The sequence below is a fragment of the Staphylococcus sp. AntiMn-1 genome (assembly GCF_001663395.1).
Lineage (GTDB): Bacteria > Bacillota > Bacilli > Staphylococcales > Staphylococcaceae > Staphylococcus > Staphylococcus equorum.
Genome location: NZ_CP012968.1, coordinates 2,484,044 through 2,509,485, shown reverse-complemented (window position 1 = coordinate 2,509,485; position 25,442 = coordinate 2,484,044). Strand labels below are relative to the sequence as shown.

The 25,442-nt window shown below is 33.3% G+C and carries 23 protein-coding genes, 2 pseudogenes and 1 riboswitch; of the genes and pseudogenes, 11 read left to right on the top strand and 14 right to left on the bottom strand.

What is annotated here, in order from left to right; translation table 11 throughout:
• Window positions 1-212: 212 nt before the first annotated feature.
• Together AOB58_RS12000 and AOB58_RS11995 are read right to left on the bottom strand one after the other, a co-directional pair.
• Window positions 213-1,166, bottom strand: a complete 954-nt coding sequence (locus AOB58_RS12000) for an LCP family glycopolymer transferase (RefSeq protein ID WP_064783501.1) — start codon at window positions 1,164-1,166, stop codon at window positions 213-215.
• Between the two features lie 128 nt (window positions 1,167-1,294).
• Window positions 1,295-2,089, bottom strand: coding sequence for an inositol monophosphatase family protein (locus AOB58_RS11995; RefSeq protein ID WP_064783500.1), 795 nt, complete (start codon window positions 2,087-2,089; stop codon window positions 1,295-1,297).
• 452 nt (window positions 2,090-2,541) lie between these two features.
• Here AOB58_RS11995 and AOB58_RS11990 point away from each other — a divergent pair, with 452 nt between their 5' ends.
• From AOB58_RS11990 to AOB58_RS11965, 6 genes and pseudogenes are all read left to right on the top strand, one after another.
• Window positions 2,542-3,234, top strand: coding sequence for a helix-turn-helix transcriptional regulator (locus tag AOB58_RS11990; protein ID WP_021338440.1), 693 nt, complete (start codon window positions 2,542-2,544; stop codon window positions 3,232-3,234).
• A 224-nt stretch (window positions 3,235-3,458) separates the two neighbouring features.
• The gene (locus AOB58_RS11985; protein WP_002506898.1) at window positions 3,459-3,788 is read left to right on the top strand and encodes a hypothetical protein; all 330 of its coding nucleotides are present in this window, start codon (window positions 3,459-3,461) and stop codon (window positions 3,786-3,788) included.
• Window positions 3,789-3,886: 98 nt separating this feature from the next.
• Window positions 3,887-4,939: a MupG family TIM beta-alpha barrel fold protein gene (locus AOB58_RS11980; RefSeq protein WP_021338442.1), complete on the top strand. Its 1,053-nt coding sequence runs from the start codon at window positions 3,887-3,889 to the stop codon at window positions 4,937-4,939.
• A gap of 2 nt (window positions 4,940-4,941) precedes the next feature.
• Window positions 4,942-5,829: an N-acetylmuramic acid 6-phosphate etherase gene (gene murQ, locus AOB58_RS11975; protein WP_064783499.1), complete on the top strand. Its 888-nt coding sequence runs from the start codon at window positions 4,942-4,944 to the stop codon at window positions 5,827-5,829.
• A gap of 76 nt (window positions 5,830-5,905) precedes the next feature.
• A complete protein-coding gene (locus AOB58_RS11970; RefSeq protein WP_021338444.1) occupies window positions 5,906-7,345 on the top strand; it encodes a PTS transporter subunit EIIC in 1,440 nt (479 codons plus the stop codon).
• 2 nt (window positions 7,346-7,347) lie between these two features.
• Window positions 7,348-8,222 (top strand): annotated as a pseudogene (locus AOB58_RS11965) (MurR/RpiR family transcriptional regulator).
• 155 nt (window positions 8,223-8,377) lie between these two features.
• Here the strand turns inward: AOB58_RS11965 and AOB58_RS11960 are convergent.
• Together AOB58_RS11960 and AOB58_RS11955 are read right to left on the bottom strand one after the other, a co-directional pair.
• The gene (locus AOB58_RS11960) at window positions 8,378-9,808 is read right to left on the bottom strand and encodes an alkaline phosphatase (protein WP_064783498.1); all 1,431 of its coding nucleotides are present in this window, start codon (window positions 9,806-9,808) and stop codon (window positions 8,378-8,380) included.
• 226 nt (window positions 9,809-10,034) lie between these two features.
• Entirely contained in the window at window positions 10,035-11,423 is a 1,389-nt protein-coding gene (locus AOB58_RS11955; RefSeq protein ID WP_002506892.1) for an amino acid permease, read from the bottom strand.
• 293 nt (window positions 11,424-11,716) lie between these two features.
• Between AOB58_RS11955 and AOB58_RS11950 the strand changes: the two are divergent.
• The 3 genes and pseudogenes from AOB58_RS11950 to AOB58_RS11940 all read left to right on the top strand — a co-directional run bounded on the left by AOB58_RS11950 (window position 11,717) and on the right by AOB58_RS11940 (window position 13,157).
• Window positions 11,717-12,546, top strand: a pseudogene (locus AOB58_RS11950) (formate/nitrite transporter family protein).
• Window positions 12,547-12,618: 72 nt separating this feature from the next.
• On the top strand, window positions 12,619-12,978 hold the full coding sequence (locus tag AOB58_RS11945; protein WP_002506890.1) for a hypothetical protein: 360 nt from the start codon (window positions 12,619-12,621) through the stop codon (window positions 12,976-12,978).
• Window positions 12,975-13,157: a hypothetical protein gene (locus tag AOB58_RS11940; RefSeq protein ID WP_002506889.1), complete on the top strand. Its 183-nt coding sequence runs from the start codon at window positions 12,975-12,977 to the stop codon at window positions 13,155-13,157. Before AOB58_RS11945 ends, AOB58_RS11940 begins: the two co-directional genes overlap by 4 nt.
• Window positions 13,158-13,287: 130 nt before the next feature.
• Here AOB58_RS11940 and AOB58_RS11935 read toward each other — a convergent pair whose 3' ends face one another.
• The 3 genes from AOB58_RS11935 to AOB58_RS11925 form a co-directional block, all read right to left on the bottom strand.
• Complete coding sequence (locus tag AOB58_RS11935; protein ID WP_002506888.1) at window positions 13,288-13,479, bottom strand: hypothetical protein; 192 nt, start codon at window positions 13,477-13,479, stop codon at window positions 13,288-13,290.
• A 4-nt stretch (window positions 13,480-13,483) separates the two neighbouring features.
• Window positions 13,484-14,128 (bottom strand): HAD family hydrolase, encoded by a 645-nt coding sequence (locus tag AOB58_RS11930; protein ID WP_064783497.1) that lies wholly within the window; start codon window positions 14,126-14,128, stop codon window positions 13,484-13,486.
• 160 nt (window positions 14,129-14,288) lie between these two features.
• Entirely contained in the window at window positions 14,289-15,203 is a 915-nt protein-coding gene (locus tag AOB58_RS11925; protein WP_021338451.1) for a bile acid:sodium symporter family protein, read from the bottom strand.
• A gap of 266 nt (window positions 15,204-15,469) precedes the next feature.
• On the opposite strand from AOB58_RS11925, the gene AOB58_RS11920 reads away from it, so the two are divergent.
• Window positions 15,470-16,000, top strand: coding sequence for a hypothetical protein (locus AOB58_RS11920; protein WP_021338452.1), 531 nt, complete (start codon window positions 15,470-15,472; stop codon window positions 15,998-16,000).
• Window positions 16,001-16,072: 72 nt separating this feature from the next.
• Here AOB58_RS11920 and AOB58_RS11915 read toward each other — a convergent pair whose 3' ends face one another.
• Window positions 16,073-17,671 carry an alpha-glucoside-specific PTS transporter subunit IIBC gene (locus AOB58_RS11915; protein ID WP_064783496.1) on the bottom strand — a complete coding sequence of 533 codons (1,599 nt, stop codon included), beginning with the start codon at window positions 17,669-17,671 and terminating at the stop codon, window positions 16,073-16,075.
• Window positions 17,672-17,891: 220 nt separating this feature from the next.
• Between AOB58_RS11915 and AOB58_RS11910 the strand changes: the two genes are divergently transcribed.
• A complete protein-coding gene (locus AOB58_RS11910) occupies window positions 17,892-18,656 on the top strand; it encodes a MurR/RpiR family transcriptional regulator (protein ID WP_002506883.1) in 765 nt (254 codons plus the stop codon).
• A gap of 322 nt (window positions 18,657-18,978) precedes the next feature.
• On the opposite strand, the gene AOB58_RS11905 is transcribed toward AOB58_RS11910, so the two are convergent.
• The 6 genes from AOB58_RS11905 to AOB58_RS11880 form a co-directional block, all read right to left on the bottom strand.
• The gene (locus tag AOB58_RS11905; protein WP_002506882.1) at window positions 18,979-19,485 is read right to left on the bottom strand and encodes an SRPBCC family protein; all 507 of its coding nucleotides are present in this window, start codon (window positions 19,483-19,485) and stop codon (window positions 18,979-18,981) included.
• Window positions 19,486-19,765: 280 nt separating this feature from the next.
• Window positions 19,766-21,058 (bottom strand): Na+/H+ antiporter NhaC family protein, encoded by a 1,293-nt coding sequence (locus AOB58_RS11900; RefSeq protein ID WP_021338455.1) that lies wholly within the window; start codon window positions 21,056-21,058, stop codon window positions 19,766-19,768.
• 122 nt (window positions 21,059-21,180) lie between these two features.
• A riboswitch (SAM riboswitch) is annotated at window positions 21,181-21,282 on the bottom strand.
• A gap of 127 nt (window positions 21,283-21,409) precedes the next feature.
• The gene (locus AOB58_RS11895; RefSeq protein ID WP_056935839.1) at window positions 21,410-22,021 is read right to left on the bottom strand and encodes a flavin reductase family protein; all 612 of its coding nucleotides are present in this window, start codon (window positions 22,019-22,021) and stop codon (window positions 21,410-21,412) included.
• Between the two features lie 70 nt (window positions 22,022-22,091).
• Window positions 22,092-22,973 carry an SDR family oxidoreductase gene (locus AOB58_RS11890; RefSeq protein WP_064783495.1) on the bottom strand — a complete coding sequence of 294 codons (882 nt, stop codon included), beginning with the start codon at window positions 22,971-22,973 and terminating at the stop codon, window positions 22,092-22,094.
• An 85-nt stretch (window positions 22,974-23,058) separates the two neighbouring features.
• A complete protein-coding gene (locus AOB58_RS11885; protein WP_064783494.1) occupies window positions 23,059-24,183 on the bottom strand; it encodes an amidohydrolase in 1,125 nt (374 codons plus the stop codon).
• Window positions 24,183-25,355, bottom strand: a complete 1,173-nt coding sequence (locus AOB58_RS11880) for a SulP family inorganic anion transporter (protein ID WP_021338459.1) — start codon at window positions 25,353-25,355, stop codon at window positions 24,183-24,185. Before AOB58_RS11880 ends, AOB58_RS11885 begins: the two co-directional genes overlap by 1 nt.
• Window positions 25,356-25,442: the final 87 nt, after the last annotated feature.

Genomic DNA, 25,442 nt, shown 5'->3' with positions numbered 1-25,442 from the left:
TATTGTATATCTATTTCATTTAAATGTTAAGGATTTCCACCTTATTTCACATTTTATTATATTAGTTGTACTTTATGGCTCAAAACTTAATATTTATAAAAAGTTATTTTATAATTCTTTTTGATCAATAATCTTTATGTTATTTCATAAATACTGGCATAATAAAAAAACTATAGATTTTAGCATTCGCCAAAATCTATAGTTCATTTAAATTACATTCCTAAATTATCTTTAATGCTTTCTTCAATTTCACTAAGTGAACTCTCACTTGGTATAAAATAGTACAAGCCATCATCTTGTATGCCACCCTGTCCATCTAACTGGTGTCTATTGACCTGTTCATTTGCATCATTATAATTACTTCTTATTTTGTTTAATTCTCCAACTGTAAGGTCCGTTTTCACATTATCTTCAACATGATTCATTAATGAATTAAAATGTGTAACTGAACTGATACTTGTAAGTTTATTAGCTAAGCCTTGAATAACAAGTTGTTGACGTTCTTGACGACCAAAGTCTCCGCCAGCGCCCTCTTCTTTACGACTTCTAATAAATGCCATCGCTTCTTCTCCATCCATATGGGATTGAACGCCTTCACTAAACTGATAACCATCATATGAGAATGACGCGTTACTCGTTACATTGATACCACCGACAGTATCTATCATATCTTGCATACCGTCCATATCTATTGTTGCGTAGTGATCAATAGGTACATTTAATAAATTCTCTACTGATTTCACTGCCATATCAGGTCCACCATAAGCATATGCATGGTTGATTTTTTCAGTAGTACCTTTACCTACGATTTCCGCTTGTGTATCTCGTGGAATGCTGACAATTTCTGTCGTTTTTTTCTGTGGATTAATCGATAATACCATTACTGTATCACTACGTTGACCGCCACCTTCAGCATCTCTTTTGGCATCAGAATCCACACCAAACAAAGCAACCGTAAATGGATCACCATCATCTAAATTGACGTCTTTATCTCTTAATGAAGATTTATCTCTGTCTAAAGGATTATGAATTGATCCTCCAACAGAAAATATTTTAAACCCTAAATAAATAACTGCTAGTAACGCTAATAAAACTAATATACCAAAGAACCACAATATTAATTTTGTTGGTAAGCCCATTTTTTTATTTTTTTTAGAACGATTCACTCTTATCATTCTCCGTTTCTGTATTCAATTTTCTCTCATTTAGTAATACATTATATATTAATAACTTGGATTTGACATAGTGCTTTAGACCTATCATTTATATAATAAATATTTAATACAGTGATTTCTTATTGTATTTTGTATCCATCTCCAGAATTTAGTATACCTAATACTTCTTCATGACAAGCATTGTTACTAATAATAAATGGACCTGCTTTAGAAAAGTCTAGTGCCGTATTATCTAATGTCGTCATTTTAAGTCCAAGTTCACTGGCAAACAAGAATTGCGCTGCGATATCCCAAGGTTTTGGATTTGTGTTAACATGCGCTCCAAATTGTCCTTTGATTACACGGATTGAATCTAAACCACAAGAACCGATAAAACGATGACTAAATGAAGCATCATTTAGTCCATGAATGGTCTCATCATTCATAACTAATGTATTAAATGAAATAATCGCATCTTGTAAATCAATACTTTCGGGTTTTTCTAGTCGCTTACCATTCACATATGCACCATACCCTTTAGCTGCTTTGTACAGTTGGCCATGTGGGTAATCATAAATATATGACAGCATTGGTTCACCATCAATAAAATAGCCTAGAATAATACAGTAATCTTCTTGTTGTTTAACTAAATTTGTCGTTCCATCAATGGGATCCATAACCCATACATGTCCTTCTTTAGGATGCACTTCTTCATTCGACTTTTCTTCAGCGAACAACTGATGTTCTGGAAAATTTTGCTTTAAAAATTGTTCGAAGTTATGTTGTATTGATTTATCAACATTTGTCACTAAATCAAACCTATTTTGTTTCGTACTTGTAACCATATCCTCGATTAACTTCGGGATGATTTTATCCAATGTTTCAAGCCAAGACCTCACGGCATCATCGATATAAATTAATTGTTCTTTTTCCATGTATAGGCACCTCTTTAAATTTATAAATTATTATGTTCCTTATTAAGTATGAACTATCTTTAATTTATTATATTTTATCATAGAAATATTAATGAAATATATGATATATCATAACCACTAAAACATTTTGGCACACATATTGTTGCTATGACATAAAAATAAAACCGACCAGCGTAGCTAGTCGGTTAAATAGAAAGGAAAGTAAGTAATAAATATTGAAGATGTTTGATTAGTAACGTGAACGAATTAGATGTTAACAAAACTATATGTAATAGCCTACCCCTTTGTCATCTACTCGCTACCCCCTTGTTACTAATTACATATTAACATAAGTTTTTAACTAATGTAAGCGTTTTCTTTATTTTTTTAAAAAAAGTTTTTCTAAATGTCGTCATTGTCACTTTTATGATATAATAAATGTAATATGTAATCATTTGGGAGGTGACTTTCTAATGAATAAACGCGAGAGACAAAATAAACTTGTTCTAGCTATTCAAGAGAATAGACAAATTACCGCTTCAGAGTTAGCAAAAAACTTAGACGTGTCAAAACGAACGATTTTAAGAGATATTCAAGATTTAGAAGATCAAGGTGTGAAAATTTTAGCAAAGCACGGTAAACTAGGTGGCTACCAACTTCAAGAAACACCAAATAGTTATGAGATTGAGCTGACTGAGAATCAACTATCCGCTTTGTTCTTAGTGCTTAATGAAAGTCAGTCTTACACTACGTTACCTTATAAAGAAGAAGTTAATGCAATTATTAAAAAATGTTTGAATTTACCTTATACAAAAATGCGACGCGCTTTGAAAAAGCTAGACCGTTATATTAAATTTGATCACCGACAACATACAAATTTACCACCTATATTTTCTGAAGTCCTCATTTATTGTACTGAAAGAAATGTTATGGCAATGGAATACAATAACGGTACAAGTATAGGCACTGAAAATGTTATTTTTATTGGATTATTATGTGAAAAAGGTTTGTGGAAAGCAGTCGTCTTTGAAATTGGTTTGGGTAAAACAAATGAGATTCCTATTATTGATATACACGATATCTCATATTCATTTGAAAAGACAATCAAGACTCAAGACATTACTATAAATAATTATCAACAATTTTTAAATCCAACTGAGTCCTAATTGTCTCAGTTGGATTTTTAATTACTTATATTTTTTCGATAAGCAAATAGTTTATTAATTCCTAAAGTCGTTTCTCAAAATTTCTCTCTTCTTTTCACAAGTTTATAATTACCTTCCTATTCTATTCAATATTGTATGTTGATTATTTAAATTCACCCTAAGCACAATGAAATATTTTCAATTTAAATTAAACAGCTTCATCACATTTATGAAAGGAAGTCTTTATGTATAACTTAGAATTCCATCATTTAGAACAACACATCAGTAAATTATTGAACTTACTAGAAATATATAAATTTGCAATCGTCACCAATCATAAAAAGAAAAACGACTACAAACAAAATATTCATGATTATATCGATAAAGAATACGCCGCTCTAAAAAGCGTCTCAAAGCATCATACTTCTCTTATTCACTACAATTACTTTCAATTTCTTTCTGAACAAATTGAACAGCCTATAGATGAACTAACTATAGGTAATACAACGAAATATATAAGTGATATTCAGCAACGTTTATTTCGTATCCACCAATTATTAACCCCTCTTTTGTAACAATATTACACTATGAAGATTTTTATAAATTAAAATTGTAATAGTTTTTCATGTGTTGTACAATGAAAACGATTACAGCAATATAAGGAGTGATAGCAATGCATGGATTTTCTATATATCTTGGACAGCCCATCGACAAACCATATATCAAACGGATGATTGCTTCAGGCTACAGCACCATTTTTACGTCTGTACAAATTCCTGAAGAAAACGAAAGTACTAAATATCGCTATTTGGGAGAACTTTTAGATTATTTATCTAATGATCAGCTTACATATATGATTGATATCAATCCTTTGTTGCTGGATCACAATTTCTATCAATTCTTACATCAATATGAGACAGCAGAATTTATGATCCGTATCGATCATAGTACTTCTTTAAATGTCGTCAACGATATTATCAGTAACGGATTCAAATGTTGTATCAATGCTAGCATCATCTCAGAGCAATTATTGCAACAGCTTTACCATGAGCTTAAAGATTTTACTTATCTTTGTTATTGCCATAATTATTATCCAAGACCTGATACTGGTTTGGAGCCGCAATTCGTAGCGTCACAAAACAATTTGATTTTAAAATATAACGCACAAGCAGATATATTTGGTTTCATCACTGGTTCAACATTGCGTGGCCCTCTATATAAAGGTTTGCCAACAATTGAATCCACAAGATATCAGCACCCTATTCAAAGTGCACAGTTACTTAAAGATCACTTAGTAGAACATGTAATGATTGGAGATCCACTCATTGATTCACATGCTGCACAACAACTCATTACTTTTTTACACCACAGACATTTCAACCTAAATATTATGCTTTTAGATGACCAAGTATCATCAATATTATTTAAACCTCATACGGTACGTGCTGATAATCCAGCTCACGTTATTAGATCACAAGAAGCTCGTCTTTATTGTGATACAGAGATTCAACCATTTTCAACAAATGGTCGAAATTTCGGTGCCATAACCGTGGATAATAAACTAAACGGACGTTATCAAGGTGAATTACAAATTATTAAAAATGATTTACCACCGCATAATCACATCAATGTTGTAGGTGAAGTTAAAAAGACCGATTTACCATTAATTCAATGCATGCGCCCTAATGACACATTTGAATTTACGTACAAGAATAAGGAGCTGTAAAAATGAGTAATTTAATAACTGAATCAAGAAATGAAGCTACCATGCACTTAGACGAAATGTCTATTCAACAAGCTTTAGAGACTATGAATGAAGAAGATCAAAAAGTACCTCAACAGATAAAACAAATATTGCCTGACTTAGCTAAAGTCATTGAAGTTACAACGAAGCAATTTAAAAAAGGTGGCCGCATTATCTATATGGGCGCAGGCACGAGTGGAAGACTCGGCGTACTCGATGCAGCAGAATGTGTGCCTACATTTAATACAACACCTGATGAATTCATCGGATTAATAGCCGGTGGACAACCTGCCATGACAGTCGCAGTCGAAGGTGCTGAAGATAGTGAATCACTAGCACATGATGATTTAAAACACATTGATTTAACAGACAACGATGTAGTTATTGGCATTGCGGCCAGTGGAACTACGCCCTACGTCAAAGGCGGTTTAAAATACGCTACAGAGTTAGGTGCCCATACAGTTGCCATTTCTTGCAATGTCGATACAGAAATTAGCAAACTAGCAGAATTCCCTATAGAAGTTAATGTCGGTCCAGAAGTATTAACTGGATCTACGAGATTAAAATCAGGAACAGCACAGAAACTAATCCTTAATATGATTTCCACAATCACAATGGTTGGTGTGGGAAAAGTTTATGGCAATCTTATGGTAGATGTAAAAGCCACAAACCATAAATTAGTTGACCGTTCAGTGCGTATTATTCAAGATATTTGTGATATTCCATATGAAGAAGCTCAAAAGCTTTATAATGACGCAGACCAAAACCTTAAACAAGCAGTCGTTATGTACCTATGTGATATTTCAAAAGCTGAAGCAGAAACAAAATTACGTCAAAATGACAATATTATTAAACAAGCAATAAAAAATTAATTTATTCTGATTTAAATAGCAATGTCACGTTGCCACATGAACCATATAACTATGATGCAATAAGGAGGTATATAGGATGACTAAAGAACAAAAACTCGCTGAACATATTATAGACGCTGTTGGTGGCCTTGATAATATGGATAATGTTATTAATTGTATGACCCGTGTCAGAATTAAAGTAATCGATGAAAACAAAGTAGATTATGATAAATTAAAAGCAACTCAAGGTGTTATGGGCGTCGTAAAAGACGAACGCGTGCAAGTGGTAGTTGGTCCAGGTACTGTTAATAAAGTAGCGGATCATATATCTCAATTAAGCGGTGTACGTCTAGGGGAAACAATCCCTCATAACTCAACGAATTATAAAGCTGATGCTGAAGCAAAAGCACAAGAAAATAAAACAGCAATTCAAAGCAAACAAAAGCGTGGCGCCTTTAATAAATTATTAAAAACAATTGCCAATATCTTTATTCCGTTAATCCCAGCCTTTATTGGTGCCGGATTAATTGGTGGTATTGCTGCAGTATTAAGTAATCTTTTAGCTGCTGGCCAAATTTCAGGTGACTGGGTTACACAACTTGTCACAGTGTTCAATGTAATTAAAGATGGTATGTTAGCTTATCTAGCTATCTTCACAGGTATTAATGCAGCCAAAGAATTCGGCGCAACGCCGGGGTTAGGTGGTGTTATTGGTGGTACCACATTACTCACAGGATTAACTGATGAAAATGCTATTACTAATATATTTACAGGCGAACCACTGCAACCTGGTCAAGGTGGTATTATTGGCGTTATTTTTGCAGTATGGCTTCTTAGTATCGTTGAAAAACGATTACATAAAATTGTCCCTAATGCAGTAGATATTATTGTCACACCAACTATTACGTTATTTATCATCGGTTTATTAACTATATTTATCTTTATGCCATTAGCTGGCTTTGTTTCTGACGGTTTAGTATCTGTCATCAATGCTACAATCAGTATCGGTGGCGTTTTTAGTGGCTTTATCATCGGTGCTTTTTTCCTACCGCTAGTTATGTTAGGATTACATCATATATTTACGCCTATTCATATTGAAATGATTAATCAAACAGGTGCAACTTATTTACTTCCTATTGCTGCAATGGCAGGCGCTGGTCAAGTTGGTGCTGCTTTAGCTTTATGGGTAAGATGTAGGAAAAATACAACATTAAGAAATACACTCAAAGGTGCACTACCTGTAGGATTTTTAGGCATCGGAGAACCTTTAATTTATGGTGTCACTTTACCGTTAGGCAAACCATTCTTCACTGCATGTATTGGTGGAGGTATTGGTGGCGCTGTTGTTGGAGGTATTGGTCACATTGGGGCAACTGCAATTGGACCTAGTGGAATCTCATTGTTACCTTTGATTTCAGATCATATGTATTTAGGATATATTGCAGGACTACTCGCTGCGTACGCAGGTGGTTTCGTCTTCACCTATTTCTTAGGTACGACGAAGACTATGAGAGAATCTGATAGCTTAGGTGATTAATTATGACCAACGTACTTTACAAAATTGACAGCAATTATGCTCAGTTAACTAAAAGTGAGAAAAAGATTGCAGATTTTATTTTGAATTCACCACATAAAATCATCAATATGTCAGTACAAGATTTATCTAACGAGATCCATACTAGCACAGCATCCATCGTTAGATTTAGTAAAAAAATTACAGATAAAGGTTTCCAAGAATTAAAAATTGCCATTTCTCGTTATTTACCTGATGATGCAATCCATAATAATCACCTTGAATTGGCGGATAATGAGTCAGTCGATACGCTAAAACAAAAATACTATCTCGTGCAACAGACACGATGAACTATGTATCAACGTACATAGATGAATATAGTATTGACAGTATTTGTGAAACAATGAAGCGTTCAAATACAATATTCCTATTTGGTTATGGTGCTTCACTCGTAATCGTTACTGATTTATTTCAAAAATTATCACGCATTGGACTCAATGTCCGTTTGTTACAAGAAACACATTTATTTATGTCAACATTAGCAACACACGATGAAAATGACTGTATTATCTTTGTAACAAATCAAGGTAATCATAGTGAAATGCAATCCATGGCTAAAGTCGCAACAGACTATAACATTCCAATTATTACAATTTCTAGTTCTAATGATAATCCTGTTGCAAAAGTTTCAGACCATACTTTAATATATGGTCAAACGGATGAAAACGAACTACGTATGGCTGCAACAACATCATTATTTGCTCAACTTTTTACAGTAGATATACTTTACTATCGCTATATCGCATTGAATTATCAAAGTGCATTAGACTCTATTACACAGTCTAAAATGGCTTTAGATAATTATCGTAAGCATTTATCTAAAATTCAATTCAAACATTAATCTATATGTTAAGTTGAACTATAAAAAAGCACCTATCGTCAGCAAAATACGCTGTCTTGATAGGTGCTTTTTTGTGAATTAAAATAAGAGACTAGTAAATCGTATAGTAATTTTTAGTGCCTTATTTTAAGTTATCCTAAGTATTGATATTTTATTTATTTAGCTTCACTTTTTAAGATTTCAAAAATGTTTTTAGCATTATCAGTATTATCTATATTTCCTTGGAATTTATCACTACCAGGGCCATAAGCATATGTGTTCACGTCTTCACCTGTGTGTCCTGTTGTAGTCCAACCTGTATTCGATTTATCATTTATTGGTTTTTGAATTGCGTTTTGTAATTCTTGTAATTGCCCTTCATATGCATCATCATCTTCATTTAATTTTTTCAACTTCTCAGCTTCATCTTTAATTTTATCAATTTGAGATGCCTCTACATCAAATCCATAACCTTCATTAATTACTTTTTCAGCATCTTCGCCTTTGGCAATTTGTTCAGTCATGTATGTTCCTGAATGTTTCATATCGTGGATTACTTGAGGGTTCCAAAGGTAATCTTCACCTTTGGCAATTGATAAACCACCTGTTGAGTGATCTGCAGTTGCCACTACAAGTGTATCTTTATGTTCTTTAGCATAGTTCATAGCATAATCAAATGATTTTTCAAAACCTTCCATTTCTGACATTACACCAGTAACATCATTTGGGTGACCTGCTTTATCAATCGAAGCACCTTCCACCATTAAGAAGAACCCTTTATCATTTTGCTGTAATTTATTAACTGCAGTTTCTGTCATATCTAATAATTTAGGATTTTTATCAGGGGCGTCTATTTGTAATGGCATATTTCCATCAGCGAACAAACCTAATACTTGTTTACTTGTTGATTTTTGTAAATCTGTTTTATTATCTACAACGTCATAGCCATCTTTTTTAAATTTATCTGCTAAGTTGCCATTTTCTTCACCGAAATATTTTGCACCACCGCCAAGTAAGACATCTACTTTATGTTCGCCGTTAATTTTATCATTGTAAAATTGTTGTGCAATTTCATCTTTTTTATCGCGTGAGTCTACGTGTGATGCATAGGCTGCAGGTGTTGCATCTGTAATCTCAGCAGTGGAAACTAAGCCTGTTGATTTGCCATTTTCTTTTGCTTGTTCTAATACTGTTTTAACATTTTCTTGATTTTCATCTACACCAATTGCCCCATTATATGTTTTATGACCAGAACTAAACGCAGTAGCTGATGCTGCTGAGTCAGTTACATTCTCTTTCGGGTCAGCTGGATTTGTACGTTGATTGCCGACAAGATGTTGATCGAACGCAGTTTTTTCCATTTCTTTTGTTTCAGGATTATCTGCAAAATAACGATACGCTGAATTATAAGATGGTCCCATGCCATCTCCTACTAAAAATATTACATTTTTAGGATTTTCAGTATTTCCCATATACGACACATCAGGTGTATCATTTGATGCTTTTCCATCACCAGAAGCATATGTTGATTGTACATTTCCTAATGCAGATCCAACAACAATTGCACTAGCTACAGTTACAGTTGCTAACTTATTTAATAGTTTCATAAATTAATAACTCCTTTGATATGTATTATTGTGCTTACATGTTAAGTGTAATACTCTAATTTTGTCTCAATATTTTAATAATGTAAATTTTCTGTAAAACACTAGTTGTGTAAATGCTTATATACCTATGGTTTTGATAGACGTTTTTATAATAAAAAGGTTAGCTATTTTATAACTTTGTAATTTTAGTCATAAAATAGCCAACCTACATTTAATTCAACCTATATTAAATTTGTTTATCTTTATCTAACTTATGATAGCCTTTTAAGAAATAGAAAATCGCCATAAACGATAAGAATACAATACCAATTACTACAGAAACAACTGTCTCTTTATTGAATAACATTCCAATTAATACTGTAATAAAGAATGCCATTGTAATGTAGTTTGTAAATGCTCCGCCTGGCATTTTAAAGGGATGATCTTTTACTAATTCAGGAGAACGTTTCCTAAATTTCAAATGACTAATTAAAATCATAAACCACGGTACCATACCTGGTAAAATAGATGCACTATATACATAAACAAAGACGCTCTCAGCACCTTCAATAAATAAAGGTAAGATAACATTTAGTAATGCTCCAATTAAAATACCAATAGAAATTGCTATTACTGTCCACACAGGAACACCATTTTTCATAACTTTTGAAAAGAATTTAGGCATTTGTCCTCTTTGAGATAATGTAAATGTCATACGACTCGCACTGAATATTCCAGAGTTACATCCAGACATAGCAGCAGTTAATACTACAAAGTTAATAAAGCCAGCTGCAAACGTAATACCAACTTTTGCAAATGTTCCAACAAATGGACTACCAATGTTACCTAATTGATCCCAAGGGTAAACTGTTACAATTACAAAGATCGCACCAATATAGAAAATCAATATACGCCAAATGACGCCATTAACGGCACTTTTAATATTTTTCTGAGGGTCTTTTGTCTCTCCGGCTGTAATACCGATTAATTCTACACCTTGGTAAGAGCCTATAACAATAGACAGTGCAAAGAAGAATCCAATCCAACCGTTAGGCATGAATCCACCATGTGCCCATAAATTAGATAAACCAAGTGCTTCTCCTCCATTACCTAATCCGAAGAAGATTAATCCAAATCCTGCAATAATCATTAAGATAATTGTCACTACTTTAATCATTGCAAACCAGAATTCAAATTCACCAAAAGCTTTAACTGACACTAGATTAGCACTGGCTAATAATATTACTACCAGTACACCTGGAATCCACTGTGGTAAATCCGGAAACCAATAATTCATATATTCTCCTACGGCTATCACTTCACTCATACCGACGACAATCCACTGGAATATATTACTCCAAGCAGTTAAATAGCCTGCCACTGGATGTATGTAATCACTTGCAAAGTTAGCATAAGAACCTGTGGTAGGATATAAATAAACCATCTCCCCCATAGCTCTCATTACTAGAAATAAAAAGATACCTGCTATTAAATATGCAAATATAACAGAAGGACCTGTCCACTTTATAGTGCTTGTTGCGCCCATAAATAGTCCTACTCCAATTGTCCCGCCAAGTGCAATCATGCGCATTTGACGTGCACCTAGCCCCCTATGTAATTCTTTGTTCTCGTTCATAATTCAAACCCCATCTCTTTCGATTGTAAGTACAGATGAAACACTTATTATGTCGCCATTATACTATAAATTCTAAAAATTGGAATAATTATTTTCGATTTATGTAAGGGCTTACATTTCCGTTATTAATTGTATTTTATTTCGTCAAAAATTGCAAAGTAATTTTACAAATTCCAATTTTTTATTTTTCAACTATCATCATGAAATTTATTATGTAGATATTGTGAATTTATTCACAAATATTAATTAGCATAGTATACTTGTCCGAACCTATCGAAAGTGAGGATAAGTAATTGAATGAGAAAAACATTAAATGGGATAAAGTCTTCTATGGTAAGGTATGGATTAACCATGTAGTTGAAACGATTAGAACCAAGGACGTACTTCAAAGTTTTTACTTAAAGCGTTATCTATTACGTGCCACGATGGCCGGGTTTATCTTAGGTATCATTACTGTATTCGTGTTGTTAATTAAAGCTAGCCTCGGAGGCGATGTGGCCTCTGGTGTGACAAATTTAGTTTCATCCATCGCCTTTAGTTTCGCACTAGTACTAATACTATTCACCAATTCAGAATTATTAACAAGTAATTTTATGTATTTCACTGTTGGATTGTATTATCGTGTTATTAGTCCTATGCGTGTCTTAAAAATTTTCACCTTATGCTTCATTGGGAATATGGCTGGAGGCTTAATATTTTTCACACTCACGCGACTTTCAGATATTATATCTCCAGAGATGTTCATTCAACTTGAAGTTGCAATTGAACATAAGCTATTTGCTGCAGGATTTTTAGCAATTTTAATCAAAGGTATATTCGCTAATTTTTTATCAATATTTCATTAGTTATCGCCATGCAAATTGATGACATTCTAGCTAAAATGTTTGTCATGATGTTTGGCGTATCCATATTCGCCTTTATGGGTTATGAACATGTCGTTTATAATTCTGTATTATTTGCTGGTGGACTCGTTTATCAAAGTGATTTAATGTCAGTGATCCCTACGTTAATTAATTTACTTGGTGCTGCTTTTGGAAACTATATTGGCGGGGGGTTGATTATCGGATTGTTTTACGCCTATTTAAATGATCATCATCAATATGATGGTGAAAGGTTACATTAATTTTGCGACATTCTATATTTCAAACTTTCTATGGTATAATTTTCATTAGATTTTATTACAAAGGAGTTCAACATGAATAAAATTTTACTAAAAAAAACAATTACAGTTTCTCTTATCTTTGGGGTGTTATTTTTCTTATTAAATTATGTTTCTGGTTCAGATAGTTCAATTGGACAATTAATTTTAAAAAGTCTACTTGTAATTGTAGTATTTGCTATATTATATTATGTCTTATTTTCTATTGTTGATTCACCAGAGCGAAAATATAAATTTGGTATCACGATTCCAATCGCATTGTTAATAGCTATTATCATATGTGCTTTAATATCTACTATAAAAGTTGGTATTATTGTCGGTTTAATTCTTGGTATCATCGCTGGTTATGTTTGGGAATATATAGAAAAAAATAAAAATGGTGGTGACAGATCATGAGTATGATTATAGGCGTTATTGTAATCATTTTACTGATTGTAAGTTTGATTCCTAATTTAAAAGCAGTAAAAGCTTCTAAAGAAACTGGTGAAAAAAATACGCGTTTTGCAATCATGGTAGGTATAGATTCAATACTACTCGTCCTCGTTGTAGCAACATTGATTTTCCAACTTTTATAATTAACAATGCTTATATTAAATATAAGCTCACATATATAATACAGTTGACTTCGCAACAGTGCTTTGTTTGCGTGCTAAAAGGGGCCTCCGTATAGAAGCCCCTTTTTTAAATTTAATATCAGGTACAAATTTACAATTTATCTTGAAGTACAAAATAATATATTAAACTAGCCCCTAACAAATAAACCACTGTGCCTACCATAAATGATCTAAAGTGTATTTTAAATGGTATTTTTTTATTGAAAATTGGGCCTAATAGTAAATTACTTATCGCCAATACAATCGGTCCACCCAAGAAAAATAAAATTAAATATCCACTCATTTAATTAATCTCTATTTTTCTCAAAGTATGTCGTAATGATTTCTTCACCGGTTAAATCTTTTCCAGTAAATGCCACTTCGCTAAAATCTTGTTTTTCTGTCATTGTATTTGTATTGACGATAACATCTAAACCAGCTACAACTGCAGCAGTTGCACCATTAACTGAGTCTTCAATCGCTAAACAATTTCCTGGATTGTAATTAAGTTTTTGAACAGCAGTGAGGTATGGTTCAGGGCTTGGTTTAACCGCTTCAACATCTTCTCGACCTACAACGATATCGATATAATTGCTTAATCCTAGACTTTCAAATGCTGGTTTGATATCAGCTCTATAGCTACTCGTCGCAATCGCCATTGGTATATGACATTTTTTGCAATAATCCATTAACTGTTTCATTGCATCAATGATTGGCAAATCAACGCTCGTGTTATTGTGTTCAACATAAATTTCATGCTTATTTTCTTTGCCTAATTGACCTTCTAAATAATGATGTAAATCCGTTGCGGCTCCCCCAATAGATTGACGATAAAAATCCAATGTTATTTCAGTTAAATTATTTTTTTTTAAGTGTTTATTAATGATTTCAAATAGATGTCTTTCTGTATCAATAATCGTGCCATCAAAATCGAATACGACTGCTCTATACATCATATATCCTCCTCTGTCCACTTGTTTTGTTAAATTATATTAATGCTAGCTTATCATATTTTAATTTTGAAATATGTATTTTCGGTTTTAAAATGGTAATATCCCAATTAAAAGCTCACTCCAAATTTGAAGTGAGCTTATTATATATGCTTCTAGTGTATTATCGTTTATTCCAATATTTTGCTAAAATCGGTCCGGTAATATTGTGTACCAAACTAAATACTGCTCCTGGTACTGCCGATAAAGGACTAAAATGTACGGTAGCCAATGTTACTGCTAACCCTGAATTCTGCATTCCAACTTCAATCGAAACAGCTTTTTTATCAGCGCGTTCCAGTTTAAATATATTTGCTAATGTATATCCAACTACATAACCAACAATGTTATGTAATATGACTACTGCAAAAATAAGCAATCCTGTTTCTAGTATTTGTGATTTACTCCCACCTACTACTGAAGCGAGTATGAGGGAAATAGCAATTACAGAAACGATTGGCAATGCAGTTGCAGACTTATCAGCGAATTTTTTAAATACTTTTTGTAATATAAAACCAATCGCAATAGGGATAAGTATCACTTGCACAACTGACCAAAACATACTCATAAATGAGACTTGTAACCATTCATGTGCGAATAAATAAATTAATGCTGGCGTTAAGAACGGTGCAAGTAACGTAGAGACACTTGTAATAGCTACAGACAACGCAACATTTGCATTTGCTAAATAACTCATAACGTTACTTGATGTTCCCCCTGGACAACACCCAACTAATATCACACCAATTGCAATTTCTGGTGGTAATTGAAATAATTTAGCAATTAAATAGGCTGCTAAAGGCATAATTGTATATTGTAAAACCACACCAATTATTACGCACTTAGGCGATTGAAATACAATTTTAAAATCTTTAGGATCAATGGTTAACCCCATACCCAACATTACGATACCAAGTAAATATGGTACCCAACCACTTAACGTAGCTAACTGAGTTGGAAAAATAAATCCAATTATTGCAGCGATTAACATCCATATCAAGAATGTGTTTGTTGCAAACCGACTCACTTTTGATAACATCTCTAAACACTTCCTCTATGTATTAATAAAGAAAAATGTATCATACTTTAAACGCCTATACAACTGAATTTTCAAAATATTCCAACTTTTATAAATACGATAATATCAAACTCAAAAATAATTTCTAACTTCGTTCTAAAGACCTAGTGCCAACATTTTAAAAGAGTGGTACAATTTAATAGAAATAAAAACTTGTATAATTTTAAGTGTAAAGAATATTATGATTAATATCCATATGACACTTTATATAGATATGGAGGTATAATATGTTTTTAGATAGAACAGAAACTTTTGTGTTAAATATAGGTGGACTTAACAAACGCGCCACACGAAAAAATTTAACTAAATTATGTAAGCAAATTAATTTTTGCAACTCATTTAAGTTTTCAATTTTCAAAGAAAATAACTTGTATGCATTAAAGGTCAACTTACCAAAATACCAGTTACCATATATTATTAGTTTTCTTAGCTTTCATAATTATTTAATTTATCAAATTATAGAAAGTAATCATTCTGAAAAGTTATTAGATCTTGATCATTTATTGTTATCTTCTAAACGTTTTGAACTGACTATCGATGGGCTTTACGACGCTTTTGTCAAAGATAAAGTTATTGATATTTTGAACTTAATCAATCAAACGGAGCATATTACATATACCTTCAATAGAGATAAAATAAATGTTTCTTGTTCTCCTAAAGTTTTCGCGAAACTCATCCAAATGGTTGCTACTCATAACATTGATGTACTTGGTGCAATATACCAACCACGATTAATGAGTAAAGCTAGGATTTCGTAATTCGTTTATATAATGAAACACAGCCCGTATGGAACCGTTCCATACGGGCTGTGCTTATTTTTTATTATTTATTTAATCTTGCTCTTCTTCGTTAACGATGTTTTCAAAAGCTTCTCTTACTTGTGGTACTGACATACCAACAACGACTTGGACATTTTTACCACTTTTAACTAATCCGTGTGCCATTTGATTATGCGTGAAATAACCACTATCTTCTACTTTATCTATATCATTCACTGTTAATCTTAAGCGTGTCGTACAATTTGTTACGTCCTTGATGTTTTCTTTACCACCAAGGCCTTCTAAATAATAATTTGCTTTATCTTCGAATTCATTACCAGTAGATATTGTGTTTGCTTTGTCATCACTACCTTTTTTACTCTTATAATCATTTTTACTATACAACTTCACGTCTTCTTCGTCTTTCTTGCGACCAGGAAGTGGAATATTGAATTTTAAAATTAAGAATCTGAATAAGAAATAATAAATAGCTGTAAATACAAGACCAATAATGATTTGAATTACATATGTTAACCAATGATTTTGTGCTAAAGGTATCCAATTCGTAGCAAAGAAGTCTAATAGACCGCCACCAAAGTTACCTACGAGGCCAAATCCATACATAAGTGTATCCATTGTTGCAGCTAATAATGCGTGCAATACAAATAAATAAGGTGCAATAAATAAGAATGTAAATTCTAATGGCTCTGTAATACCTACAACTACAGCAGTTAATGTAGCTGGGATAAGTAACGCTGCAATTTTTTTCTTATTCTCTTTAGGTGTTGTTGAATACATTGCTAATGCAATACCTATCGAACCAAATACTTTACCATTACCTTGTAACATAAATCCATAAGGAAATTGTTCTTTCAATGGCTTTGTACTCGTCGCAAATTCATTTACATGCGCAAACCATTCTGCTTTTAATCCGTGGTTTACCACTACCGGGCCTACTTCAATTGGTGCATAAATAAAGTGATGTAAACCAGTTGGAATAAGCACTCTTTCTAAGAAGTGATATAGCCATACTCCAATGTAACCTGATCCTATGATAAATCCTTGTAATGAAGAAATGCCACCTTGAATCGTAGGCCAAACAATACATGTTATTAATGCAATAGGTAACATAACAAAAAACGAAATCGTTACTACAAATGTTAACCCTTGGAACACACCTAACATTTCAGGCAGTTTCTTACTATAGAACCTATTATGTATCCATGTCACAATGCTAGAAATTATGATACCACCTAAAATATTGGTATCTAACGTTTCGATCCCAGCAATTGCTTTGAGTCCAGTAACATTCTCGACACCTTTTTCCAAATTAGCTCCAAATGTATGTGGCCATTGCGTGAGAATAGCGTTAATAAATGTATTAAACATTAGATAACCCATTAACGCTGCTAGTGCAGCATGACCAGGTGCTTTTTTAGCTAAAGAAAGTGGCAACCCGACAGCAAATACAATTTCCATGTGATCGAATATTACCCAACCACCAGATTCTATTACGGACCATATTCTAAACCAAGTCGTCCCATCTTCTGCAATACTTCCCATTATTGCAGGATTTTTAAATAATGTAGCAAACCCTAAAACAATACCGAAGAAAGCAAACATCAATACTGGAACTATCATCGCACTCCCAAATCGTTTAATTGCGTTCATAGAAATATACCCCCAAATACTATTAAATTTAGATAACTTACATTCAAATACTTATATGTAAATTTATCATTTTTAGATTCTTTTGTTTCAAATCTTATCTCAATACTAAAGGAAACGCTTACATATAAGCAATGGTTTGACTACATTACGAATAGTTTTGTATAATCAGATTATATTTCCAAAACTCGAAAATATTTTCATGAAGTGCGAGGTTATCATATTGTTTTTAGATGAACGCGTTAATAATAACTTTAATAAATTAAATGAGAATGACTTACATATTGCTCATTTTATCAATACACATACGACAGAATGTAAAACCATGAAAATTCAAGACTTAGCAGAATTTACACATGCTTCAAATGCAACGATTCATCGTTTTACGCGTAAATTAGGTTTTGATGGTTATAGTGACTTTAAATCTTACTTAAAGTTTGAAACTGAAAAATCTCATAATCTCCCTTCCGACTCTATCGAAGGATTCAAACAAGACGTCGAAAATACTTTTACATATTTAGAACGTATCGATTATAATCTTGTCACTGATAAAATCAACGAAGCAGAGACCGTCTATTTGTATGGAACAGGTGTCGCGCAAATGAATGTAGCCCAAGAAGCGCAACGTATTTTGTTAACAATTCATAAAAATATTATTGTATTACATGATGTACACGAATTTAAAATGGTACTTAATAGAACTACACCTACAGATATTTTCTTCATTATTTCTCTTTCTGGTGAATCTCATCAATTATCAGATATCACCAACTTATTACAGTTACGTCAAAAATATTTTTTCTCCATTACTACTTTAAATGATAATACACTTGCTCAAAAAGCTAATTATAATATTTATGTTTCTAGCAACACATTTTATCTTGCTGACGGTATAGATTATTCAAGCTTTATAAGTTATCACATATTTTTCGAAACATTATTGCGTAAATTTAATGAGCGCATAGAAAAAGGTGAAATTATATCGTAATAATTCACCTCCTTTATCCTGAGCTTACTTTTGAAATATAACTACACATCTCTATGTTCAAAAACCCTTACCCTAATCCATTAGCATATACTTATGGATTGGGGTAATTTCAATTTACCTTATGGTATTTCCAACCTGATTTCATATGGGACATTTGTAGGAACAATACGAGGTAAAATTTACAAGCTAGGATTTGTGCCCTACAAGTAAGTATGAAACATTTATTGTAAAGTAGATATTATACTTGGTGGAAAACGTAAAAAAACTGTCAACAAAGCTAAAACTTTGCTAACAGTTTATATTCAAAATATCTTATTAAATATTAAAGGTCTGATTCAAATTCTTCTAATACCACTTGTAATTTATCAAATAATATTTCGAAACCATGCGCAGTAGAATCATGATATTCTTTTTTCTTCTGCTTATATTCCAGTATTGTATATCTACGTTCTTTTGGCACAAAAGCTTTATAATTAAAAATCATTTGAGCGATGCCCGCTTCTCTTTCGAATATTTCAATTTCAATGGTATCTTCAGAATCACTTAACTCTGGCATACCAATTGTCATGACGATATATTCATATGGCGTTAACGTAATAAAAGAACCTTTTACTACATTTTCTTTCCCTTTACGAACGTCAACAATTTCATAACTTCCATTTTGTTCAGCGTTAATATGAATTGATTTATTTGTTCTATCTGTTGTCATAAACCATTGTTTAAGAAAACGTTGATCTGTCCATGCTTGATATAATAATTCTGGTTCAACTTTAAATAGTCGTTCAAGTCGTATCTCAACGTATTCATTTTCAACATTATATTTACCCACGATTGTTCACCTACTTTCACTCTTAATTCTATTCTAACCTATTCTACAAGACTTCTAAACAATAATCCTATGAATCATAAAATGTTCTAGTCTTTACTTTAAAACGTTCAACTTCTATATTTTATCGTCAATAGTCAGTAAACGTCAAAATTTTAAACGTCACTTTCGCAAAAACATGTATTTAAGTACTTTTTATAAACTTACTGTATATCAAAGCATAATAAAAAGGGAGGTTCATCAGATACAAACACTGCACTGATTCGCCTTCCCTTTTAACGCCTTATTTCTTATTTAATCTTGGTAAGTTAAAGAAGATTGCAATCAAACCACAAACGCCCAAAATCATTGGATAAATAGAGTAGGGTAATAACTCAAATGGCGATATAGACGCCACGCCTGCTGCTGCAATTAACTGCGGGCTATAAGGTAAGAGACCTTGGAAACAACTCGCAAACATATCCAAAATACTTGCCGATTTTCTTGGATCTATATCATATTCTTCTGAAATTTCTTTTGCTAATGGGCCAGACATCAGTATCGATATCGTATTATTCGCTGTTGAAATATCCGCTGCACTGACTAACCCAGCTATACCTAATTCTGCGCCACGTTTCGATTTCACTCTATTACGAACAAAGTGAAGTAACCATGTGATACCGCCGTTATGTTGAATAAGCGCTACGAGGCCTCCGATAAGTAAGGCAATCATCGCAATATCTTCCATACCAATAATACCTTTTGAAATGGACTCTAATAAGCCTGTCCAACCAAATGATCCATCTATAAGGCCGATTATTGCTGATAATGCGATCCCACCGATAAGTACAATAATTACATTAATACCAATTAATGCTAATATTAGTACCATTAAATAAGGTAAGACTTTGATAATATTATAATCATAACTTTTACTTGCATCAATTTGTGCTCCATTTGTTAAAAACCACAAAGCTATAATCGTAAATATAGCACCTGGCAACACAATTTTAATATTCACTTTAAATTTATCACTCATTTTTGTCTTTTGAGTACGTACGGCAGCGATTGTTGTATCTGAAATCATTGATAGATTATCGCCAAACATTGCACCACCTACAACTGTAGCCATTGTAATAGCTGCTGAGACGTCTGTTGCTTGACTCAATCCAAATCCAACAGGCGCTATAGCTGCTACTGTACCTACAGATGTACCCATTGAAAGCGAAACAAACATACAAATAATAAATAAGCCTACGATAATTAAATTCTCTGGAATAAGTGACAGTCCTAAATTAACTGTAGATTGTACGCCGCCCATGTCTTCAGTAGTTTGAGAGAAGGCACCAGCCAGTATAAAGATGAGCATCATTAAAATAATATTTGAATGACCCGCGCCTTTTGTGAAGACTTCCACTTTTTTATGAAACGTTTCTTTTCTATTTAAAATCAAAGCTACAATAGATGCTACTAAAATAGCTACATTTAAAGGCATTGTTGAAAAATCTCCTGTACCAATACCTACACCTAAAAATAAACCTACAAATACGAGCAATGGAATCAATGCCCAAGCATTACCTTTCTTTGTCTTCTCCATACAAAACCAACTTTCTATAAGGGTAAAAGCGTGAAATTTATTCACCGCTATTTCTTTGTGTTTCTTTTTGAAAATAAAAAAACTCTTTTCTATTGAAGAAAAGAGTAAACGTTGTGTCTTCATTCTTATCTTCTAGCATACATCTATGCTACTGGAATTGGCACACGCATCATCATGTTGCCGAAGCATCGACGGGCCAGTCCCTCCACTTCTCTAGATAAGTTATTAAATTGTTTTATTACAGTATATTTTAACTGTAATTCGTGAAATACTGATTTAGCTTAATACGTTAAAGCACGTTTGTCAACATTACTTTGCAACCATACGATATTTTCAACAAGTGTAACACCCTTATTCAGTAGGTCGCACAATCGTAAATGTTTCTCCTAAAGATGCATAGTCATTGCCAGCTAAGCGAGAAATAGCTGTTAACGCTTGGGCATCAATTTTACTGTCTTCAAAGTATACATCATCATCGATATGGAACATAACGACTTCACCAATAATTAAATCAGAACCTTCTTGTGGATCCCCTAATGGAATAATTCTGTTTAATTTACATTCCATACGGATTTTTGCTTGTTGTATCCCTGGCACAGAAACAAGTTCTGAATCAATACATGTTAAATTTGTTCTTTCTAGCTCATTACTTGTACGTTCTATTGGTGCTGCCGTTTTATTAACTTCTTCAACTATGGTTTCATCAGTAATATGAACGACAAATTCTTCGGTTTCTTCAATATTGACTGACGTGTCTTTTCGTTTACCTTCTGAGCGTACAGTAGAAATCATAATCATTGGCGGTGCGCTATTCACTATATTAAAGAAACTGAATGGCGCTGCATTTAAATGACCTGACTTGTCTTGAGAAGTAACAAATGCAATCGGTCTTGGAATAATACTCCCACTCAGTAATTTATAATTTTGTTTTTTAGAGAGTGTATCTGCTTTAAATTGTTTCATATTGTATTATCATACCTTTCAAAAAATAAAAGCTAGATAATCTCATAGAGATTTCTAACTTTTGATATCATTAGTCTAACTGAGTTCCGCCTGTTACACCATAAACTTGCCCAGTCGTATAACTCGATTCTTCGGCAGCTAAATGTACATACACTCCTGAAAGTTCAACAGGTTGTCCTGCTCTACCTAATACTTCTTTTTGACCAAATGTAGGTATTTTAGATTGTGGCTGGCCACCAGATATTTGTAAAGGAGACCAAAACGGCCCAGGTGCTACACAATTCACACGAATACCTTTAGCACCTAATTCTTCAGATAAACTTTTAGTTAATGAAATGATTGCTGCTTTTGAGGCTGCATAATCATGTAAAATTGGATTTGGATTATATCCTTGCACTGATGAAGTCGTCGTAATTGTAGCACCCGGTTGTAAATAATCTAGTGCTTTTTGAACTGTCCAAAATATAGGATAAACGTTCGTTTCAAATGTTTGAGTAAATGAAGCTGTATCAAAACTTTTTAAATCATCTCTGTATTGTTGATGTCCTGCTACAAGGGTTACATTGTCTAAACCGCCTAGTGCATTATAAGCTTGCTCTACTAAATCATAGTTAAATTGTTCATTTCGGAGATCTCCTGGTATTAAAACAGCTTTTCTACCTGCTGCTTCAATCACTTCTTGTACTTCTTCGGCGTCTGCTTGTTCTTCAGGAAGATAATTTATCGCTACATCTGCGCCTTCTTTTGCATACGCTATAGCTGCTGCTCTTCCAATGGCAGAATCTCCACCCGTCACCAACATTTTATAATTTGTTAATCTGCCATAACCAATATATGAAGTTTCCCCACAATCTGGTTTAGGTTCTAATTCTTTTTGTAAACCAGGAACCGCTTGTTCTTGTTTTGGAAAATCTGCATTTGAAAATTTTGTTCTTGGATCTTGGGCTGCCATAATACAACACTCCTTCAATAATTATTATATCTTTACATTACCCAAATTTTATAGGAGTTAATACATATATAAAGTGTTTGACAACTTATACTTCGTTCAATAATTTTTGCACAAATGTAACAAAATACTCAGGTACTTTTTCTAGAATACGTTCATCTGGGTCATACTTAGGGTGATGTAAATCATATTCACTATTCGACCCAATAAATGCAAAGACACTTGGATATTTATTTGAAAAACCAGAAAAGTCTTCCCCAATTGTTAAAGGTTTATCCATAACTTCTACATTATATCCAACTTGTTTCGCTACTTCGATAGCGTCATCCGTTAATTTCTCATCGTTTTTAACGGCGCCTGGTAAACGATGATATAGTGTTTCTATTTCGACATCAAACGCTTCTGCAAGCCCACTTCCAATTGCTCTAAGTCGTTCTTCAATATAAACACGTTTATCTTCATCAAAGCTTCTCACAGTACCTTGGACATATGCCTGATCAGCGATGACATTCCATGTATTTCCACTAGATACTTCACCTATAGTTACAACTGCGCTATCAAAAGCAGATAGATTTCTACTCACAATCGATTGAACACTGTTAATTAATTGTCCTAGAACGATGACAGGATCATTACCCTGTTCTGGTTTAGCAGCATGCGCGCCTGTGCCTTTTATTTTAAATTCAAAACGATCTACAGATGACGTAATTACACCAGGTTTCACTCCAAATTCACCCACGTCTAACGACGGATAATTGTGATAGCCTAACACAGCTTTTGCACCATCAATCGCTCCTGATTCAGTGATATGTAGTGCACCATAACCCAGTTCTTCTGCAGGTTGAAAAATAATGCGGACACGCCCTTTTAATTGGCTTTCAATGTCTTTAAGTCTTGTTGCTACGGCTAAAATACTGGCCATGTGTATATCATGTCCACATGCATGCATAACGCCTTTATTTGTTGAAGTGAATTCATGTACCACTTGCTCATGAATAGGCAAAGCATCAATGTCTGTTCTTACAGCTACGAATGTTTCACCTTGTCCTACTTCAGCAACTAAACCAGTCTCTAATGGTAAATCAATTATTTTAATATCATACGCTTCTAATATTCGTTTCAATCTTTTTGTCGTCTCATATTCAGCATCTGAAAGTTCAGGGTATTGATGTAAAGTTCTTCTCCAATTCACGTAATCTTCATATTGTGGCATTATATGTCACGTCCTTTCTTATTAATAAAACGGAAAATCATGTAATAACTTATCGTTACAACAACGACGCCTAATGCAAGGTTATTCGTAATTAAAATAAGCAATACAGTAGATATAATTAAAGTACTATTTAACAAAGGTGCTTTGCGAATGAATGGCACCGTTCGTCTATCAAATGTACCAAGTGAAATTGTGATCAACACAGTAGCTAACACTGCCATAGGTATTCGTCCGATAATTTCTCCAAATATAAATAAACAAATCAATAAAAAACTGCCTGTGATGAAAGTAGACACTCTCGAATTTGCACCCATAGCTATGTTAAAGCGCGATTGTCCAACAAGTGCGCTACCGCCAAAACCTCCAAACAAGCCAACGATAAAGTTTGCAATGCCTTGACCAATAGATTCCTTATTCTTATCACTAGTTGTCGAAGTTACAACATCAACCATTTGTGCTGTTAACGTCGTTTGGATTACGGCTACGATAGCCATTGCTACACCATAAAGTAATGCAACCATCACTATATTCAAATCACTCATTTCATTTGGTATGGAAGGTATTGGCATTTTTATATGTATTGAAGCCATATCAGAAACATATTGAATGTTTGGCTTAATCACTCCCGCAAGTAGCGTCAATATAATAATTGCTATTAAAGGTGCTGGTATAAGTTTGATATATTGCCCTGCAAGCCAAATAATAAAGAATGAAGCTATTGCAAACGCATATGTCGAAGCTGAAATATTAAATATATGCTTTAATTGGGATGTAAACAATAATAAACCTAATGCATTCATAAAACCAATAACAACACCCGTAGGTACAAAGTTTAACAATTTATTTATGTGACAGTATCCTAATATGATTTGTATGACGCCCATAAACAATGTAGCTAAAATAAGCGCTTTCAGACCATGACTTGCCATTAATGGTGCAACTACTAGCGACACACCACTACTTGGCGCTGAGACCATCAACGTTCTATTGCCAGTAAAGCTCAACACGAGCATCATCAAACCAGTACTTAACATGCCTATCGTTGGACTTACGCCAGCGATGAAAGAGAATGCAATTGCGCCTGGAAGTAATGCAAGGGCAAGTAATATACCTGTGAGCATATTTTGACTTAAATCCCCGCTCCATTGTTTAACATAAGTAGTTTGCCCCACATTCGATGTCACCTCCCATGTATGCTTTAAATAACATGGTACCATAATTGTCAAAATATTTAATCAACTCAAACTTAATTAATTTAC

Coding starts and splice junctions, on each gene's coding strand:
- AOB58_RS11995 (WP_064783500.1), bottom strand. CDS start 2,089: ATGGAAAAAGAACAATTAATTTATATCGATGATGCCGTGAGGTCTTGG.
- AOB58_RS11990 (WP_021338440.1), top strand. CDS start 2,542: ATGAATAAACGCGAGAGACAAAATAAACTTGTTCTAGCTATTCAAGAG.
- AOB58_RS11985 (WP_002506898.1), top strand. CDS start 3,459: ATGTATAACTTAGAATTCCATCATTTAGAACAACACATCAGTAAATTA.
- AOB58_RS11980 (WP_021338442.1), top strand. CDS start 3,887: ATGCATGGATTTTCTATATATCTTGGACAGCCCATCGACAAACCATAT.
- murQ (WP_064783499.1), top strand. CDS start 4,942: ATGAGTAATTTAATAACTGAATCAAGAAATGAAGCTACCATGCACTTA.
- AOB58_RS11970 (WP_021338444.1), top strand. CDS start 5,906: ATGACTAAAGAACAAAAACTCGCTGAACATATTATAGACGCTGTTGGT.
- AOB58_RS11960 (WP_064783498.1), bottom strand. CDS start 9,808: ATGAAACTATTAAATAAGTTAGCAACTGTAACTGTAGCTAGTGCAATT.
- AOB58_RS11955 (WP_002506892.1), bottom strand. CDS start 11,423: ATGAACGAGAACAAAGAATTACATAGGGGGCTAGGTGCACGTCAAATG.
- AOB58_RS11945 (WP_002506890.1), top strand. CDS start 12,619: ATGAATAAAATTTTACTAAAAAAAACAATTACAGTTTCTCTTATCTTT.
- AOB58_RS11940 (WP_002506889.1), top strand. CDS start 12,975: ATGAGTATGATTATAGGCGTTATTGTAATCATTTTACTGATTGTAAGT.
- AOB58_RS11935 (WP_002506888.1), bottom strand. CDS start 13,479: ATGAGTGGATATTTAATTTTATTTTTCTTGGGTGGACCGATTGTATTG.
- AOB58_RS11930 (WP_064783497.1), bottom strand. CDS start 14,128: ATGTATAGAGCAGTCGTATTCGATTTTGATGGCACGATTATTGATACA.
- AOB58_RS11925 (WP_021338451.1), bottom strand. CDS start 15,203: ATGTTATCAAAAGTGAGTCGGTTTGCAACAAACACATTCTTGATATGG.
- AOB58_RS11920 (WP_021338452.1), top strand. CDS start 15,470: ATGTTTTTAGATAGAACAGAAACTTTTGTGTTAAATATAGGTGGACTT.
- AOB58_RS11915 (WP_064783496.1), bottom strand. CDS start 17,671: ATGAACGCAATTAAACGATTTGGGAGTGCGATGATAGTTCCAGTATTG.
- AOB58_RS11900 (WP_021338455.1), bottom strand. CDS start 21,058: ATGGAGAAGACAAAGAAAGGTAATGCTTGGGCATTGATTCCATTGCTC.
- AOB58_RS11895 (WP_056935839.1), bottom strand. CDS start 22,021: ATGAAACAATTTAAAGCAGATACACTCTCTAAAAAACAAAATTATAAA.
- AOB58_RS11890 (WP_064783495.1), bottom strand. CDS start 22,973: ATGGCAGCCCAAGATCCAAGAACAAAATTTTCAAATGCAGATTTTCCA.
- AOB58_RS11885 (WP_064783494.1), bottom strand. CDS start 24,183: ATGCCACAATATGAAGATTACGTGAATTGGAGAAGAACTTTACATCAA.